14 protein-coding genes, 1 tRNA gene and 1 other RNA gene are annotated in these 17743 nt (G+C 54.7%); 12 read left to right on the forward strand and 4 right to left on the reverse strand.

The window, feature by feature from the left end; translation table 11 throughout:
- Window positions 1-118: 118 nt before the first annotated feature.
- The 8 genes from eptB to dppF all read left to right on the forward strand — a co-directional run bounded on the left by eptB (window position 119) and on the right by dppF (window position 8544).
- Window positions 119-1810, forward strand: coding sequence for a kdo(2)-lipid A phosphoethanolamine 7''-transferase (gene eptB / locus AL479_RS10010; protein ID WP_061075972.1), 1692 nt, complete (start codon window positions 119-121; stop codon window positions 1808-1810).
- A 91-nt stretch (window positions 1811-1901) separates the two neighbouring features.
- A tRNA-Pro gene (locus AL479_RS10015) sits at window positions 1902-1978 on the forward strand.
- A gap of 33 nt (window positions 1979-2011) precedes the next feature.
- A non-coding RNA gene (locus tag AL479_RS10020) (RtT sRNA) lies at window positions 2012-2143 on the forward strand.
- 697 nt (window positions 2144-2840) lie between these two features.
- Window positions 2841-4448, forward strand: a complete 1608-nt coding sequence (dppA, locus tag AL479_RS10025; protein WP_061075973.1) for a dipeptide ABC transporter periplasmic-binding protein DppA — start codon at window positions 2841-2843, stop codon at window positions 4446-4448.
- A gap of 160 nt (window positions 4449-4608) precedes the next feature.
- Window positions 4609-5628 carry a dipeptide ABC transporter permease DppB gene (gene dppB / locus AL479_RS10035; protein ID WP_042323173.1) on the forward strand — a complete coding sequence of 340 codons (1020 nt, stop codon included), beginning with the start codon at window positions 4609-4611 and terminating at the stop codon, window positions 5626-5628.
- 9 nt (window positions 5629-5637) lie between these two features.
- A complete protein-coding gene (dppC, locus tag AL479_RS10040; RefSeq protein ID WP_042998555.1) occupies window positions 5638-6540 on the forward strand; it encodes a dipeptide ABC transporter permease DppC in 903 nt (300 codons plus the stop codon).
- Window positions 6541-6550: 10 nt separating this feature from the next.
- Window positions 6551-7534 carry a dipeptide ABC transporter ATP-binding protein gene (gene dppD / locus AL479_RS10045; protein ID WP_061075974.1) on the forward strand — a complete coding sequence of 328 codons (984 nt, stop codon included), beginning with the start codon at window positions 6551-6553 and terminating at the stop codon, window positions 7532-7534.
- On the forward strand, window positions 7531-8544 hold the full coding sequence (gene dppF, locus AL479_RS10050) for a dipeptide ABC transporter ATP-binding subunit DppF (protein WP_061075975.1): 1014 nt from the start codon (window positions 7531-7533) through the stop codon (window positions 8542-8544). Before dppD ends, dppF begins: the two co-directional genes overlap by 4 nt.
- Window positions 8545-8622: 78 nt before the next feature.
- Here dppF and AL479_RS10055 read toward each other — a convergent pair whose 3' ends face one another.
- Window positions 8623-9921, reverse strand: coding sequence for an amino acid permease (locus AL479_RS10055; protein WP_061075976.1), 1299 nt, complete (start codon window positions 9919-9921; stop codon window positions 8623-8625).
- A gap of 346 nt (window positions 9922-10267) precedes the next feature.
- On the opposite strand from AL479_RS10055, the gene AL479_RS10065 reads away from it, so the two are divergent.
- Entirely contained in the window at window positions 10268-10375 is a 108-nt protein-coding gene (locus tag AL479_RS10065; protein ID WP_061075977.1) for a type I toxin-antitoxin system toxin Ldr family protein, read from the forward strand.
- An 82-nt stretch (window positions 10376-10457) separates the two neighbouring features.
- Here AL479_RS10065 and bcsG read toward each other — a convergent pair whose 3' ends face one another.
- The 3 genes from bcsG to bcsE are packed head-to-tail and all read right to left on the reverse strand — an operon-like array spanning window position 10458 to window position 13881.
- Window positions 10458-12137, reverse strand: a complete 1680-nt coding sequence (bcsG, locus tag AL479_RS10070; RefSeq protein ID WP_061075978.1) for a cellulose biosynthesis protein BcsG — start codon at window positions 12135-12137, stop codon at window positions 10458-10460.
- Window positions 12134-12325, reverse strand: coding sequence for a cellulose biosynthesis protein BcsF (bcsF, locus tag AL479_RS10075; RefSeq protein WP_042323160.1), 192 nt, complete (start codon window positions 12323-12325; stop codon window positions 12134-12136). The genes bcsG and bcsF overlap by 4 nt, the downstream gene beginning before the upstream one ends.
- Window positions 12322-13881 carry a cellulose biosynthesis c-di-GMP-binding protein BcsE gene (bcsE, locus tag AL479_RS10080; RefSeq protein ID WP_061075979.1) on the reverse strand — a complete coding sequence of 520 codons (1560 nt, stop codon included), beginning with the start codon at window positions 13879-13881 and terminating at the stop codon, window positions 12322-12324. The genes bcsF and bcsE overlap by 4 nt, the downstream gene beginning before the upstream one ends.
- A 288-nt stretch (window positions 13882-14169) precedes the next feature.
- On the opposite strand from bcsE, the gene bcsR reads away from it, so the two are divergent.
- From bcsR to bcsA, 3 genes are read left to right on the forward strand one after another with little or no spacing between them, the layout of a single operon-like run.
- A complete protein-coding gene (gene bcsR / locus AL479_RS10085) occupies window positions 14170-14358 on the forward strand; it encodes a cellulose biosynthesis protein BcsR (RefSeq protein ID WP_042323607.1) in 189 nt (62 codons plus the stop codon).
- Window positions 14359-14369: 11 nt separating this feature from the next.
- The gene (gene bcsQ, locus AL479_RS10090) at window positions 14370-15122 is read left to right on the forward strand and encodes a cellulose biosynthesis protein BcsQ (RefSeq protein ID WP_061075980.1); all 753 of its coding nucleotides are present in this window, start codon (window positions 14370-14372) and stop codon (window positions 15120-15122) included.
- Window positions 15119-17740 (forward strand): UDP-forming cellulose synthase catalytic subunit, encoded by a 2622-nt coding sequence (gene bcsA / locus AL479_RS10095; protein WP_061075981.1) that lies wholly within the window; start codon window positions 15119-15121, stop codon window positions 17738-17740. The genes bcsQ and bcsA overlap by 4 nt, the downstream gene beginning before the upstream one ends.
- The last annotated feature ends 3 nt before the right edge of the window (window positions 17741-17743 follow it).

Consider the following 17743-nt stretch of genomic DNA (forward strand, 5'->3'; position numbering starts at 1 on the left):
GTCTACTTAGCCGCGCGTGTCGATTTTACTATTTGACTACCTTCGCAATTTCACCTGCCCGGCGGATGTCGCCGTTGCGCAGGCGGTGTTAACCCCTCGATTTCCAGGGCTTGCTTGCATGAGATACATTACGTCGATGTCGCAGCAAAAACTGAGTTTTTTGCTCGCGATCTATATCGGTCTGTTTATGAATGGCGCGGTTTACCTCCGTCGGTTTGACGGTTACGCGCAAGACTTTACCCTCTGGAATGGAATCTCCGCGGTGGTTGAACTGGCTGGCACTGTGCTGGCAACGTTCTTCTTTTTACGACTCCTGTCACTGATGGGCAGGACGGTATGGCGTGTTCTGGCTTCGTTGTTGGTGCTGATTTCAGCGGGCGCAAGTTATTACATGACCTTTATGAACGTGATGATCGGTTACGGTATCGTCGCCTCGGTCATGACCACGGATATCGATCTCTCCAAAGAGGTGGTCGGCTGGACGTTTGTCCTCTGGCTGGTGGCGGTGAGTCTTCTCCCGCTGATCTTTATCTGGTTTAACCGCTCGACGGATACCTTCTGGCGTCAGCTCTGCACGCCAAAAGTGCGCTGGCGCAGCGCGCTGATTGTGCTGATGGCGGGGCTGCTGGTCTGGGTGCCAATTCGTCTTCTGGAGATGCATCAGAAGCGTGCCGATCGTATTGCCGGTGTCGATATGCCGAGTTACGGCGGCGTACTGGCGAACTCCTATCTGCCGTCAAACTGGCTGTCTGCACTGGGCCTGTATGCCTGGGCGCAGGTGGATGAATCATCAGATAACAAATCGCTCATCAACCCGGCGAAGAAATTTACCTATACCCCGACACAGAACCTGGATGACACCTACGTGATTTTCATTATTGGTGAAACCACGCGCTGGGATCATATGGGGATGTTGGGCTATGAACGCGACACCACGCCGAAGCTTGCCAAAGAGAAGAACCTGGTGATGTATCGCGGTTATTCCTGCGATACCGCGACGAAACTGTCGCTGCGTTGTATGTTCGTTCGTCAGGGCGGGGCCGAAGACAACCCGCAGCGTACGCTGAAAGAGCAAAACGTCTTTGCGGTGCTCAAGCAATTAGGCTTTAGTTCCGATCTCTACGCGATGCAGAGTGAGATGTGGTTTTACAGCAACACGATGGCCGACAACATTGCCTATCGCGAACAGATTGCCGCTGAGCCGCGTAACCGGGGTAAAGCCGTGGATGACATGCTGCTGGTGAATGAGATTGATCGTTCGCTGCAGGAAAACCCGCAGGGTAAACATCTGATTGTGCTGCACACCAAGGGGTCTCACTACAACTATACCCAGCGTTATCCGCGTGAGTTCGCTCAGTGGAAGCCGGAATGCTACGCAATCGATCGTAAGTGCCCGAAAGACCTGATGATTAATTCATACGATAACTCGATTACCTACGTCGATCATTTTATCGACACGGTGATTGATCAGGTACGTGATAAGAAAGCGATTGTGTTCTACGCTGCCGACCACGGTGAGTCAATCAACGAGCGCGAGCACCTGCACGGTACGCCGCGTAAGATGGCGCCGCCGGAGCAGTTCCGCGTGCCGATGATGGTCTGGATGTCAGATAAATACCTGGAGAACCCGACCAACGCCCAGGCGTTCGCGCACCTGAAGAAGGAAGCGGAAATGAAGGTGCCGCGCCGTCATGTGGAGCTGTACGACACCATCATGGGTTGTCTTGGTTATACCTCGCCGAATGGCGGAATTAATGAGAACAACAACTGGTGTCATATCCCTGATGGACAGAAAAGCGTCGCGCAGTAAGCGGGCTGACGACTTTCTCGCCGATCAAATGGCATTTTGATACTAAGGGATTGACGGGGGCGCACCTGCGCAGTAAGATGCGCCCCGCATTCGGTGATTGGCGCAGCCTGGTAGCGCACTTCGTTCGGGACGAAGGGGTCGGAGGTTCGAATCCTCTATCACCGACCAAATTCAAAACCCTGCTCAACGAGCAGGGTTTTTTGCATTCAGAGCCTGAGAGGATGAGAACCTCCGGGGGAAGAGGTTCGACTCGAGCGGAGCGAGAGAACGTTGCGTCAGCAACGGCCCGCAGGGCGAGCCACGACGTGGCGAATTATCCTCGATCACCGACCAAATTCGAAACCCTGCTCAACGAGCAGGGTTTTTTGCATTTGTAGGCCTGATAAGCGCAGCGCCATCAGGCAATTAGTTGCATCATCTCTGGTATTGCCGGATGGTGGCGTGAACACCAGATCCGACCTGCGAGCGACCTTCATTTCCACTACAAAAAATGCGCATCACTTCTCACTATTTGTTAACGGTTTTGTGACATATTCCATTGTCTTTTTTTATCTATGCATGAATCTTTTTTTGCGTTACTTATGGCTGGCGCTAGCATTTTCCGCTGTGCGTTTTAACGTTCGTGGGATTTATCGCTCAGATATGCAGCATTTCGTCAGAAATTTTTCATATTCTGCACGATTGTTAATCACCAAATGTTGCGAAATATTAAGGTATTTATTCTGGTGTTATGGGCGTAGCATAAATTTCTCTGCTGAAAATACCCGCCTGAAGTTTTTTTAATCTTTGTTTGCTAATTCTCACCGTTGTTGTAAATCATGGTTACCTGTATTGACGTTTTCACATTCTGTTGACAGATTGTAGGGCATGAGGGGCATTTCATGGAGAATCCGCGCTGCTACTCAGTCGTCTATGTGAACGGAATCCCCACCTCTTAACGCCGACCCAGCCGGTTAAAAAACAAAAAAGGCCAGGCGGTGCAAACCCACTGCAAAGGGTAAAACAACAACATCACATTTGGAGCAGAAGAATGAGTATTTCCTTGAAGAAGTCAGGGATGCTGAAGCTTGGTCTGAGCCTTGTGGCTATGACTGTCGCAGCAAGTGTACAGGCTAAAACTCTGGTTTATTGTTCAGAAGGTTCTCCTGAAGGGTTCAACCCGCAGCTGTTTACTTCTGGCACAACCTATGACGCCAGCTCAGTACCTATCTACAACCGTCTGGTGGAATTTAAAACCGGGACAACGGAAGTCATTCCGGGCCTCGCTGAGAAGTGGGAAATCAGTGAAGACGGTAAAACCTACACCTTCCACCTGCGTCAGGGCGTGAAGTGGCAGGACAATAAAGAGTTCAAACCGACGCGAGATTTCAACGCCGATGACGTGGTGTTCTCTTTCGATCGTCAGAAAAACGCACAAAACCCGTACCACAAAGTCTCTGGCGGCAGCTATGAATACTTTGAAGGCATGGGCCTGCAAGACCTGATCAGCGAAGTGAAGAAAGTGGACGATAAAACCGTTCAGTTCGTGCTGACACGTCCTGAAGCGCCGTTCCTCGCTGACCTGGCGATGGATTTTGCCTCTATTCTTTCTAAAGAATATGCCGACAACATGATGAAAGCTGGCTCGCCGGAAAAAGTAGACCTGAACCCAATCGGTACCGGTCCGTTCCAGCTGCAGCAGTACCAGAAAGACTCCCGTATTCTCTACAAAGCGTTTGAAGGTTACTGGGGCACTAAGCCGCAGATCGACCGTCTGGTCTTCTCCATTACGCCTGACGCTTCCGTGCGTTATGCCAAACTGCAGAAGAACGAATGTCAGGTGATGCCGTACCCGAACCCGGCTGACATCGCGCGCATGAAGCAGGACAAAAACATCAATCTGATGGAGCAGGCGGGTCTGAACGTCGGCTATCTCTCTTTCAATACCGAGAAGAAACCGTTTGATGACGTAAAAGTTCGTCAGGCGCTGACCTACGCGGTGAACAAAGACGCGATCATCAAAGCCGTTTATCAGGGTGCAGGCGTTGCTGCGAAGAACCTGATCCCGCCAACCATGTGGGGCTATAACGACGACGTTAAAGACTACACCTACGATCCTGAGAAAGCGAAAGCCCTGCTGAAAGAAGCCGGTCAGGATAAAGGCTTTACCGTTGAGCTGTGGGCAATGCCAGTACAGCGTCCGTACAACCCGAACGCTCGCCGTATGGCCGAGATGGTTCAGGCCGACTGGGCGAAGATTGGCGTTCAGGCCAAGATCGTGACCTACGAGTGGGGCGAGTATCTGAAACGCGCCAAAGCGGGTGAGCATCAGGCAGTGATGATGGGCTGGACCGGCGACAACGGGGATCCGGATAACTTCTTCGCGACCCTGTTCAGCTGCGCAGCGGCGAAAGACGGTTCCAACTATTCTCGCTGGTGCTACAAGCCGTTTGAAGATCTGATTCAACCGGCGCGTGCGACCGACGACCACAACAAGCGTATTGAACTCTACAAACAGGCTCAGGTCGTGATGCATGACCAGGCTCCGGCGCTGATCGTGGCTCACTCCACCGTGTATGAGCCAGTGCGTAAAGAAGTCAAAGGCTATGTGGTTGATCCATTAGGTAAACACCACTTCGAAAACGTCTCTATCGAATAATAAAAGCAACGCCAGGTAAGCGCTACACACCGTTAAGTCGGTACGTGTAGCGCCACCCGGCAGTAATGCTTTATCCCCTTCTCATTGAGGAGGGGATAAGATTTGTGAGCAATACAGACTCACGGTTCCAGGCCGTGCGTCATTAGAGAGAATCCGGGTTATGTTGCAGTTCATTCTCCGACGTTTGGGACTCGTCATCCCCACGTTTATCGGTATCACTCTTCTCACCTTTGCTTTTGTCCATATGATCCCCGGCGATCCGGTAATGATCATGGCAGGTGAACGTGGTATCTCCCCTGAGCGTCATGCTCAACTGTTGGCTGAACTCGGTCTCGATAAACCGATGTGGCAGCAGTACCTCCATTACATTTGGGGGGTTATGCATGGTGATTTAGGTATCTCGCTGAAAAGCCGTTTACCGGTGTGGGACGAGTTCGTGCCTCGCTTTAAAGCGACGCTGGAACTGGGTGTCTGCGCCATGATTTTCGCTACCGCCGTGGGTATTCCCGTGGGCGTGCTGGCCGCCGTTAAGCGCGGTTCCATTTTCGATCATACTGCCGTTGGCCTGGCGCTGACCGGTTATTCCATGCCTATCTTTTGGTGGGGCATGATGCTGATCATGCTGGTCTCCGTACAGCTCAATCTGACCCCCGTCTCCGGGCGCGTGAGCGACATGGTGTTCCTTGATGACTCGAACCCGCTGACCGGTTTTATGCTGATCGACACCGCAATCTGGGGTGAAGAGGGCAACTTCATTGATGCTGTGGCGCATATGATCCTGCCCGCGATGGTGCTTGGCACTATCCCTCTGGCGGTGATTGTGCGTATGACCCGTTCGTCGATGCTGGAAGTGCTGGGCGAAGATTACATCCGTACCGCGCGAGCCAAAGGGTTGACGCGTATGCGCGTCATCATCATTCACGCGTTGCGTAACGCTATGCTGCCGGTGGTGACCGTGATTGGTCTGCAGGTGGGAACGCTGCTGGCGGGCGCCATTCTGACCGAAACCATTTTCTCGTGGCCTGGCCTTGGGCGCTGGCTGATTGATGCGCTGCAACGTCGCGATTATCCGGTTGTGCAGGGTGGGGTGTTACTGGTGGCGACGATGATTATTCTCGTCAACCTGCTGGTCGACCTGCTGTACGGCGTGGTGAACCCGCGTATCCGTCATAAGAAGTAAGGGGCCATCATGTCACAGGTTACTGAAAATAAAGTTATTGCTGCGCCGGTGCCGATGACACCGATGCAGGAGTTCTGGCACTATTTTAAACGCAACAAGGGCGCCGTGGTGGGGTTGGTGTACGTCGCGATCATGATCCTGATTGCGGTATTCGCCAACTTCCTGGCGCCGTATAACCCGGCTGACCAGTTCCGCGATACCCTGCTGGCGCCGCCGGCCTGGCAGGAAGGCGGCACGCTGGCGCATCTGTTGGGAACTGACGACGTGGGTCGCGATATCCTGTCGCGCCTGATGTACGGTGCGCGTCTGTCGCTGCTGGTGGGCTGCCTGGTGGTGGTGCTGTCGCTGGTGATGGGCGTCGTGCTGGGCCTTGTGGCCGGGTACTTCGGCGGCATCGTTGATAACATCATCATGCGTATCGTCGATATCATGCTGGCGCTGCCGAGCCTGCTACTCGCGCTGGTGCTGGTGGCGGTATTCGGTCCCTCGATTGGTAACGCCGCGCTGGCGCTGACGTTTGTGGCGTTGCCACACTATGTGCGACTGACGCGCGCCGCCGTGCTGGTGGAGGTCAACCGCGACTACGTGACCGCTTCCCGCGTGGCGGGGGCCGGCGCGATGCGCCAGATGTTCATCAACATCTTCCCGAACTGCCTTGCGCCGCTGATCGTTCAGGCGTCGCTCGGCTTCTCTAACGCCATTCTCGATATGGCCGCGCTTGGCTTCCTGGGCATGGGTGCGCAACCGCCAACACCAGAGTGGGGCACCATGCTCGCTGATGTGTTGCAGTTCGCACAGAGCGCCTGGTGGGTCGTGACCTTCCCGGGTCTGGCGATCCTGCTGACGGTGCTGGCATTTAACCTGATGGGTGACGGTCTGCGTGACGCGCTCGATCCCAAACTGAAGCAGTAAGAGGTTCGAGATGGCGTTATTAAATGTAGATAAATTATCGGTGCACTTCGGCGATGTTGGTTCCGAATTCCGCGCCGTAGACCGCATCAGCTACAGTGTGAATCAGGGTGAAGTGGTTGGTATTGTCGGTGAATCAGGCTCAGGAAAATCGGTCAGTTCACTGGCGATTATGGGGCTGATTGATTATCCAGGCCGCGTGATGGCGGAAAATCTGCTGTTCAACGGTCAGGACCTGAAGCGTATTTCTGAGAAAGAGCGACGCAACCTGGTGGGCGCCGAAGTGGCGATGATTTTCCAGGATCCGATGACCAGCCTGAACCCGTGTTACACCGTCGGTTTCCAGATTATGGAAGCGATCAAGGTGCATCAGGGGGGTAACAAGAAAACCCGTCGTCAGCGGGCGATTGACCTGCTGAACCAGGTGGGGATCCCCGATCCGGCCTCGCGTCTGGACGTGTATCCGCACCAGCTTTCCGGTGGGATGAGCCAGCGCGTAATGATCGCGATGGCAATTGCCTGTCGACCGAAGCTGTTGATTGCCGATGAGCCGACGACGGCGCTGGACGTGACCATCCAGGCGCAAATCATCGAGCTGCTGCTGGAACTGCAGCAGAAAGAGAACATGGCGTTGGTGCTCATCACTCATGACCTGGCGCTGGTGGCGGAAGCCGCGCACAAAATCATTGTCATGTACGCCGGTCAGGTGGTGGAAACGGGGGCGGCGCACGACATTTTCCGCGCGCCGCGTCATCCTTATACCCAGGCGTTGTTGCGCGCGTTGCCGGAGTTTGCTCAGGATAAAGCGCGACTGGCCTCGCTGCCAGGCGTGGTGCCGGGGAAATATGACCGCCCGATGGGCTGTCTGCTGAACCCGCGTTGCCCCTATGCGACGGACAAATGCCGCAGTGAAGAACCTGAACTGGCCCTGCTGGATGGCGGTCGTCAGTCGAAATGTCATTACCCACTCGATGATGCCGGGAGGCCCACACTATGAGTACGCATGAGGCCACCTCGCAACAACCGCTGTTGCAGGCGATCGACCTGAAAAAACATTACCCGGTGAAGAAGGGGATTTTCTCCCCGGAACGTCTGGTGAAAGCGCTCGATGGGGTCTCTTTTACCCTTGAACGCGGCAAAACGCTGGCGGTGGTGGGCGAATCCGGTTGTGGGAAATCCACGCTCGGCCGTCTGCTGACGATGATTGAAACGCCGACCGGCGGTGAACTGTATTACCAGGGGCAGGATCTGCTTAAGCACGATCCGCATGCGCAGAAACTGCGTCGGCAGAAAATCCAGATTGTGTTCCAGAACCCGTATGGTTCACTGAATCCGCGCAAGAAAGTGGGACAGATTCTGGAAGAGCCGCTGCTGATCAACACTTCGCTGAGCAAAGAGCAGCGCCGTGAAAAAGCGCTGGCGATGATGGCGAAAGTGGGGCTGAAAACCGAGCATTACGATCGTTACCCGCACATGTTCTCCGGCGGCCAGCGTCAGCGTATTGCCATTGCTCGTGGGCTGATGCTCGATCCGGATGTGGTGATTGCCGATGAACCCGTCTCTGCGCTCGATGTTTCCGTCCGTGCGCAGGTGCTGAACCTGATGATGGATTTGCAGCAGGAGCTGGGGCTGTCCTACGTGTTCATCTCCCACGATCTGTCAGTCGTCGAACACATTGCGGATGAAGTGATGGTGATGTACTTAGGCCGTTGTGTGGAGAAGGGGACGAAGGACCAGATCTTCAACAACCCGCGCCATCCGTACACTCAGGCACTGCTCTCTGCCACACCGCGTCTGAATCCGGACGAGCGCCGCGAGCGCATCAAACTGACCGGCGAGCTGCCCAGCCCGTTGAATCCGCCGCCGGGCTGTGCCTTCAACGCCCGCTGCCGTCGTCGCTTTGGGCCCTGCACTCAGTTGCAGCCGCAGCTGAAAGACTACAGTGGTCAACTGGTCGCCTGTTTTGCGGTTGATCAGGATGAGAACCCGCAGAAGACAGCGATCTGACAAAAGTGCCGGATGGCGGCTTCGCCTTATCCGGCCTACAGTGATTTGTAGGCCCGGTAAGCGTTGCGCCACCGGCATTTACTCAATCAGTTTCAACAGCGGCGACAGACACAGCAGCATCCCGTACAGCAAGATCAGCCAGGTTTTCAGACCGCGCAGTTTTTCCAGTGGGGCCACTTTGTAAATCAGGAAGAAAGGGATCAGGCAGGAGACAATACCGTACAGCGGGCTGCCGAGCTGGAAGAACACCAGCACGGAGACGCGGAACGAAACCCAAATCACCAGCGTGGTGACGATAAACGCGCAAATACCCAGCGTAATGATGCGCGGAGGAATATTCCCGACGTTAACGATGCGCCCCAGCACATTCAAAATGATGCCCTTCATCGCCTCATGGAACCCCAGGTAGATCCCAAAGAATGCCGTCAGCACCGCAAAGATATTCAGCACCGTCGAGGTGATGTGGATAATCGGCCCCGGTATGACCTGTGCGGCTAACGCCAGCGCAGAAATGTTTTGCTCAAAGGCGGAGACCGCCTCCTCGTGGGTAATGGAAAAGGTGAACGAGAAGGAGAAAAACAGGATCACCGCAATGAGCGTGATGTAGCTGATACGGTGAGTGCGAATCGCCATGCGGGTTGCTTGCACTCTGTCCGCTTCACGCTTGCGATAGGCAATATTCATCGGGTTGAGAACCTGAATGAAGACTGCCGAAAAGAAGCAGAAGGGGATAGTGAGCAACACGTCGCGAAAGAATACCGACGCTTGCGGGAAGGCGGTGATATTGCTCAGGTTCCAGTGTGGGATCATTGCCAGTCCAAACACCACGATGATACCGACTTTCACCACCACCATTGGGCCGGAGATTTTAAAAAGTAGTTTCTCGCCGCCGGAGGCGATCGCCACCAGTGCCGCAAAAATCGCCACCTTGTAGATCAATGACTGCGAAAGGTCGGCGTCAGTCAGGCCGAAGGTGCGAATGTACGATGCGCTGTCGAACACCACGGAAAGCGAGTAGATAAATATGCCGTGGATAATCATCAGGAAGTAGATCACGCCGAGGAAGACGCCCCAGTTTTTCCCCAGGTAATGGCTGATGACATCGGTATAGTCGTTACAGGTTTCGCTCTCGGAGAGCGTTTTCAGGTAGATATCCTGCACGATCCAGGTGGCCGGATAGGCAATCAGAGAGGCGGTAATAAAGACCCAGATGCCTTTTAATCCAATCTGCACTGGCATTAATACCGTTCCTGCGCCAATCGCCATGCCGATGCACAGCAACACCCAGCCAAAATCGTAGCGGGTAAACGGTAAACTCTGCGACGCCGGTTTGCCGGATGCGCGGTGATCGGAAAGTGGTGATGTGTCGTGCTGCATGGAGTCCCCTGCCAAAAAGAGCCGTCACGGCTTGATGACCGCGAGGGGACGCAATTCTACAGAAGAGTGTGGGTCTCTGCCAGTTGGCTGATTGCGAGGCGTCACGCAAAGCGAAAGCGTGTTGGATGTCGGGCATGGCGGGTTATCGTAGAATCGGCGGCAAGCGGGGTTTCCCCGGTGAGGCGCAACGTTGCGGGGGCTTGATCCCTGGCGGCGTGAGTTGCTGGAAAGAGAAAACCCCCGCATGTTGTCTGGTATAAACCTGGCAACTAAACGGGGGCTTACCTTGAACCCGAACAACTCAAGGATAGCCGCGAACGGTTGCCATTGCAACACAGGCGGCGATATGACGTTGACTCAGATAAGCATGGCTTTCTGGCACGATTTAGCGGCTCCAGCCATTGCCGGTATCATTGCGGGCATGGTCGTGAACTGGCTACGTAGCCGGAAGTAAATGCGCTGATGGGCGTCTGCCTGCCGCAGTGGCAACATGCGCCCGAACCAGGCCGCAAGGGCGATCCTTGCGGCCTTTTTCGTTATTGCGGATATGGCACCCAGTCGCCGCTATTCAGACGGACGTACGGTTTGTCCTGATACTGGATAACCACCGCGTTAGCGTTTTCCGACACCACCGCCGTTTGTGGCAGGTTGCTGGTGAGTTTTGCCCAGTCCACGTTGTCTTCGGAGAAGATCTTACCGTCAAGCACGCGTACCACCAGGTCAGAAATCGCCAGGTAGCTGCTTGGCTGATTAATGACGATCGGCGCACCCTGATGCGGCGCTTTCATGCCGAAGAATTTCACGCCAGCCGGGACGTTGGTGATCGATGGGCTCGGGATATCACGCAGACCAGAGACCTGCATTCTGTCGCCTTTCAGCGCGCCGCCGTGTTCTGGTACGACAACCACCATCACCTTCCGACCCGATTTTTCCAGCTCGGTGAAGAACGCATCCAGTTCATCAAAGAATTTCTGGGCGCGCGCTTTGTAATCCGCCGTTTTGCTGACGCCAGGATAGTGGTTACCGTCATGGAGCGGCAGGGTGTTGTAGAAGGTGGCGCTACGGGAATCCTTATCTTTTTCCGTGGTTTCCATCCAGCGCTGTAGCACGGCGGTGTCGTCATACACCGGGGAACCATCAAAACCTAACAGCGGCACAGGCAAGCCCTTTTGGTCCATCAGTTCAGCCTGCATGCCGCCATTTTCACGGACCTCTTTCAGGAAGCCGCCGAATTCGCCGTTATGGCCCATCATCAGGTGCTGCGTAAAGCCCAGTTTTGACAGGTTATCAAACAGATAGCATTCATTGCCTGCCGGTTGGTACAGGTTAGTGTGCGAGGGCTGTCCGCAGCTGGCGCGCAGCAGACGAATCGCCGCCGGGCCGCTATACGACGTGGCGGAATTGAAGTGCTTAAACTGAATATCAAAGTGCGACCACAGCGGGTGCGACATCAGCCCAGCGGCTTCAATATCGGACCAGGAGAGTGAGCAGATGTTGATGACCAGCAATTCAAAGGGCTGCGCATCGGCAGGAAGCGCTGACGGGAAAGGCGTTTTACGCTTCGCTTCCGCATTGTAGAACGTATTCAACCATGCGTTGAGATTCGCCGAGGTCGGCGGCGCGGTTTGTGCCGGAATATCACCAACGACCGGCGTTCCTCCGGCGGTCGCGACCGTTTCTGCCGCCGTACCGCCCGTGGTGGTCACCGTGGTCGTCGGTTGACCCGCCGGCCACAGAGAGAAGCCTGGTCCTGCCAGCGTCAGGACGTTCAGCCAGACCATAATTGCCACCACGAAGACGGTAACCCGAATCCATTGTGACAAAAACAGCCACGCGACCAGCAGAACAAACACGGCGCCAATCATTTGCCAGTTGATAAAGCGGGTCGCGAGATCCAATAGATAGTCGGCGCTAAAGCCCGCTACCTGGGACCCCTGGCTCATAATACTTTCCGGACCTGGCAGCCAGGTGTCGTGCCAGAACAGGCCAAAACCGATCGGAATAGCTATCCAGTGACGAATGCGATGCAGGCTGTAACGCGGAACAGGCATCAGCAGGAAGGCCATAAAGACCAGGTTCAGCAGCGGGTGAAAATTCAGATAGCCCGCCCAGAGCAGGCCGAACTTGACCAGAAAATAGAAGTTCCAGCCAGAAAGGCCGCGCCAGTATTGCCAGAGTGGTGAAGGCAGTGATGCGTTTTGTGTTTGTTGAGTCATTTTTTCGTTGCCCTGGAAATCACCGTGCGGCGCAATGTTCCGGCCGGTTTAACATAACGAGGTTTTGCAAATAACAGCCGGGTCGTATTGCTGATCCGGCGTAGTGAATGGCGCGCCAGATATCCCAGCGGGAAGAAAATCAGCGCACAAACAACGATGATTTGCAGGATATCGCTGATAGTCATCATGATGAGCGCTCCGTTTCATCGTCCAGTAAGCGTAGTGGTTGCGGAATACGCCGCCACGTCTTGCCGTCATGCTCGGCATTGATGACGGGTTTCACGTTCTGGGTCAGCGGCAGCGGTTGTCCCCACTGCTCCGGCGCCAGTAAGCGCATCTGCACCAGTTCAGCGCTGATGAGATTATCTTCAAACCAGACCATGCGGTTAGAAAAGAGATCGCCGGTCGGGAGCGGAAAGATATGATTCAGTGCAGTATCAAGATCGTTGACGCGGCAAAACGACAAGAACAGAACCAGGCGGTTGCCGCCAATGGTGACAATATCGCCGGTACGGTGTGGGCGACACATCGTTAAGGCTTGCTCAACGCGGATACCCGGAACGGGCCGCAGCGCGACCATCACCCCTTTCCCGTCGGCAGGCAGCAGGGTGTTGCTCATCATATTGTTCACCGCTTCGCAGAACACGTCCCACTTCTGGAAACCGCGCAGTTTCATCGGCTGGGTCATCGACAGCAGCGTTGTGATATCTTCCGGCACGTAGCGGCTAAATTGCTGGCCCTGAACGCTTTCAATGAGCGTCAGACAACGGGAGAGCGGGGCGTTCCACGGAATCACCATATTGGCGCCGCAGCCTAACAGCAGGCGCTCGTCGGTGGCGCGCAGGCTGGCGATGTTTTCTCGCACGAGGATTTTCAGCGCGCTTCCGCGCTGGCGACGCAGAGTATGGATGCTCCGTGCCAGGGGTTCAATCTGGCTGTTTTGCTGAAGCGAAAAGATCAACGTAGCCGCCTGAGCGGTACGCGCCTCATTGAATAAACTTTCATTATTATCGAATAATTTCCAGTGCTCGGAGAGTGGCGGAGCCCCTTCCAGCACGGCGACATTACTCAGGATCTGCTTTTCATCGCTACGCGGCTGGATTTCCGCTTCTTCTTTCTGCGCCAGTTCCCACTGTCCTTCATGATGGCGGACGGTGAGCTGTTGGCGAGCGCTGACCCCTTTTTCATTACACCAGAAGGCAATATCAAACAAATGCTGATCGCCCTGATAGCGCATACTGGCGAGGCCATAAAGCGAGCGATATTCCCCCATTAAAAGAGAGAATTGTTTATCGTTATTATTCCCGGGGTTAAGCACCACTACAGAACAGTGATGGAGACGCGTCCATTTATTCATTTTATCCAGCCACAGACGCAAACGTTCAACTGGTATATTTTGCCAGCCGTTATTTGCGCAAATAAGAATGAATAAGTAATGCGTCGGATCCACGGAACACAGCAAATCGCGGGTCATAAATTGTAGACCCTTTTCCGAATTTGGCATGGAAAATAACTGAATTTTTTCCGGACCGTGAGATTCATCTAATTTGAATATTTCTCCAGGATCGCGGCCCATAGAAATGCCCGCGACTTTTGCAGTCCCGGTCTGAAAGGCAATCGTTTGATTCGCCAGGCTGATAGCGTCTTCAACGCGATCAGTGTTAACCCACCAGACTCCGCCGGCTGGCATATGGCGTAGTTCATCCCACAATGATGAGATGCCAATTGAAAATACAGGGTCCACAGCGTTCCTCGGGTCGCTATTTTATCTGTTTATCAGTTTACTAGCGAAAGCCCAGAAATAAACCTAACATTGAAATTAAAACGTATCAGATTTAGCATGTGAATCGATTTGGCGAGCAAGAAGCCTTGTAACATCGGCCTTTCCGATTCCATGACGCGTATTTTCACGAAACAACAAGTCAGAAAATGAGCAACATTTGAGCTTGCGGAATTTCGGTGAGAACGAAGCGGAATGCGAAAAGAAAAAATGTTTGAAGCATGGCGAGTCTATTCAAAGGGATAAAACAAAATGTCTGACAACGAACCCGGCACGCAAACTGATTCAACATTAGGCTATACCTTTCAAAACGATTTCCTGGCATTAAGCCAGGCTTTTTCATTGCCAGAATTTGATTACACTGATATTTCCCAGCGTGAACAGCTCGCCGCCGCGATTAAACGCTGGCCGCTGTTGGCTGAATTTGCGCAACAACAATAAGGGAGCCGTGGATGGCCATTCTGGGACTTCAGGGCATACGTGGCGGGGTAGGCACGACGTCGATCGCGGCTGCGCTGGCCTGGTCATTGCAATTATTAGGGGAAAACGTCCTGGTTGTTGATACCAGCCCCGATAATTTGTTGCGCCTGTCATTCAACGTCGATTTTACTCATCGCGACGGCTGGGCCAGAGCGATACTTGATGGTCGTGACTGGCAGGAAGGCGGGATGCGTTATACCTCGCAGCTTGATTTGCTGCCGTTTGGTCAACTGACGGCGCAGGAGCGGGAATATCCTGACCGCTGGCTGGAACGACTGGGCGGCATCGCGGCGGGCATCCGTGCGCTGAAAGAGAGTGGACGTTACTCATGGATTTTACTGGATCTGCCCCCGGGTTCCGCGCCGTTGACCCGACAACTGGTCAATGAGAGCGATCACACGCTGGCGATTGTCAAAGCCGACACCAACTGCCATGTCCGTTTGCATCAGCAGTCGCTGCCGGCGGGCGCGCATATTTTGATTAACGACTTACGCGTTGGCAGTCAGTTGCAGGACGATCTCTACCAGGTCTGGCTACAGAGTCAGCGTCGTCTGCTGCCGATGGTGATTCACCGCGATGAAGCCGTGGCTGAGTGTATGGCCGCCAAACAGCCGTTGGGGGAATACCGCAGTGACTCACTGGCCGCAGAAGAAGTGCTGACGCTGGCAAACTGGTGTTTATTACATTACTCAGGCCATAAAACTCCTGTCGGGAGCGCATCATGAGTGTCCTGTCCCGGTGGCTGCTTATTCCGCCGGTCAGCGCCCGCTTAAGCGAGCGTTATCAGGGTTATCGTCGTCATGGCGCGTCGTCTTTCAGCGCGGCGCTGGGCTGCCTGTGGGTGATCCTCGCGTGGGTCTTCATCCCACTGGAGCATCCGCGCTGGCAGCGGATCCGTGCCGAACGTAAAGCGCTCTATCCGCATATTAACGCCGCGCGTCCGCGTCCGTTAGATCCTGCCCGTTACGCCATTCAGACCCTCTGGTTGATGGCGACGTCGCCGCGTCAGGAGACGACGCAGCCCCGCTGGCAAACCTTCTCCCGTCTGCAAGGCGTCAGAGGGCGTTACCATCAGTGGATGGATGCGCTACCGGGACGCGTGACGCAAAACACCACGCACCTGGATAAACAAAAGGAGCTCGGTCACCTGAGCCCAGGCGCGCGTCGCTTTATTATCGGGATTATTGTCACCTTCTCGTTGATTCTGGCGCTGATATGCGTGACCCAGCCGTTTAACCCGTTGGCGCAATTTATCTTCCTGATGCTGCTGTGGGGCGTTGCGCTGATCGTGCGCCGCATGCCGGGTCGCTTCTCTGCGCTGATGCTGATTGTGCTGTCGCTGACGGTATCGTGCCGCTATATCTGGTGGCGCTATACCTCCACGCTGAACTGGGACGATCCGGTGAGTCTGGTCTGCGGGCTGATTCTGCTGTTTGCCGAAACCTATGCGTGGATTGTGCTGGTGCTGGGTTACTTCCAGGTCGTCTGGCCGCTGAACCGCCAGCCGGTGCCGCTGCCAAAAGATATGTCGCAGTGGCCGACGGTGGATATCTTTGTGCCAACCTACAACGAAGAGTTACACGTGGTGAAAAACACCATTTACGCGTCGTTGGGTATCGACTGGCCGAAAGATAAGCTCAATATCTGGATCCTCGACGATGGCGGACGTGAAGAGTTCCGCCAGTTCGCCCAGACCGTGGGGGTGAAATATATTGCCCGTACCACCCATGAACACGCTAAAGCCGGGAACATTAACAACGCGCTGAAATATGCCAAAGGCGAATTTGTTTCGATCTTTGACTGCGACCACGTGCCGACGCGTTCGTTCCTGCAAATGACGATGGGCTGGTTCCTGAAAGACAAGAAGCTGGCGATGATGCAGACGCCGCACCACTTCTTCTCACCGGACCCGTTTGAACGTAACCTCGGACGTTTTCGCAAGACGCCAAACGAAGGCACGCTGTTTTACGGTCTGGTACAGGACGGTAATGACATGTGGGATGCCACCTTCTTCTGCGGTTCCTGTGCGGTGATTCGCCGTAAACCGCTGGATGAAATTGGTGGTATTGCCGTTGAAACGGTGACGGAGGATGCGCATACGTCGCTGCGTCTGCACCGTCGCGGTTATACCTCCGCGTACATGCGCATTCCGCAGGCGGCAGGGCTGGCGACCGAAAGTTTGTCTGCCCACATCGGTCAGCGTATTCGCTGGGCGCGCGGGATGGTACAGATTTTCCGACTCGATAACCCGCTGACCGGCAAGGGGCTGAAGTTCGCTCAGCGATTATGTTATGTCAACGCGATGTTCCACTTCCTGTCAGGTGTTCCACGACTGATCTTCCTGACCGCTCCGTTGGCGTTCCTGCTGTTGCATGCCTATATCATTTATGCACCCGCGCTGATGATTGCGCTGTTCGTCCTGCCTCACATGGTCCACGCCAGCCTGACCAACTCGAAGATTCAGGGCAAGTACCGCCACTCCTTCTGGAGTGAGATCTACGAAACGGTGCTGGCCTGGTACATCGCGCCGCCGACGCTGGTGGCGCTGATCAACCCGCACAAAGGGAAATTTAACGTCACCGCAAAGGGCGGGCTGGTCGAAGAAGAGTATGTCGACTGGGTGATTTCCCGTCCGTACATCTACCTGGTGTTGCTTAACCTGTTCGGTGTGGCCGTGGGCGTCTGGCGTTACTTCTACGGGCCGGAAAATGAAATGCTGACGGTTATCGTCAGCCTGGTGTGGGTGTTCTACAACCTGATTATTCTCGGCGGCGCGGTAGCGGTGTCGGTTGAAAGTAAACAGGTTCGCCGCTCACACCGTGTTGAAATTTCTATGCCGGCGGCGATTGCCCGTGAGGACGGACACCTGTTCTCGTGCACCGTCCATGATTTCTCCGACGGCGGTCTGGGGATCAAGATCAACGGTCAGGCCCAGGTGCTGGAAGGGCAGAAGGTGAATTTACTGCTCAAACGCGGCCAGCAGGAATATGTCTTCCCGACGCAGGTGGCGCGCGTTTGGGGTGAACAGGTGGGGCTGCAACTGATGCCGCTGACCACCAAACAGCATATCGATTTTGTGCAATGTACGTTTGCCCGTGCTGATACATGGGCGCTCTGGCAGGACAGCTATCCGGAAGATAAACCGCTGGAAAGCCTGTTGGATATTCTGAAGCTGGGTTTCCGTGGCTATCGCCATCTTGCGGAATTCTCCCCGTCTTCCGTCAAAATAGTTTTCCGGTCTTTGACTTCTCTGGTTTCCTGGGTTGTGTCGTTCATTCCACGCCGTCCGGAGCAGGACGAGGTGGCGGTGCAACAGCCGGATCAGGTTATGGCTCAACAATGATGA

Origin of the sequence: Citrobacter amalonaticus (assembly GCF_001559075.2) — a bacterium.
GTDB lineage: Bacteria > Pseudomonadota > Gammaproteobacteria > Enterobacterales > Enterobacteriaceae > Citrobacter_A > Citrobacter_A amalonaticus_F.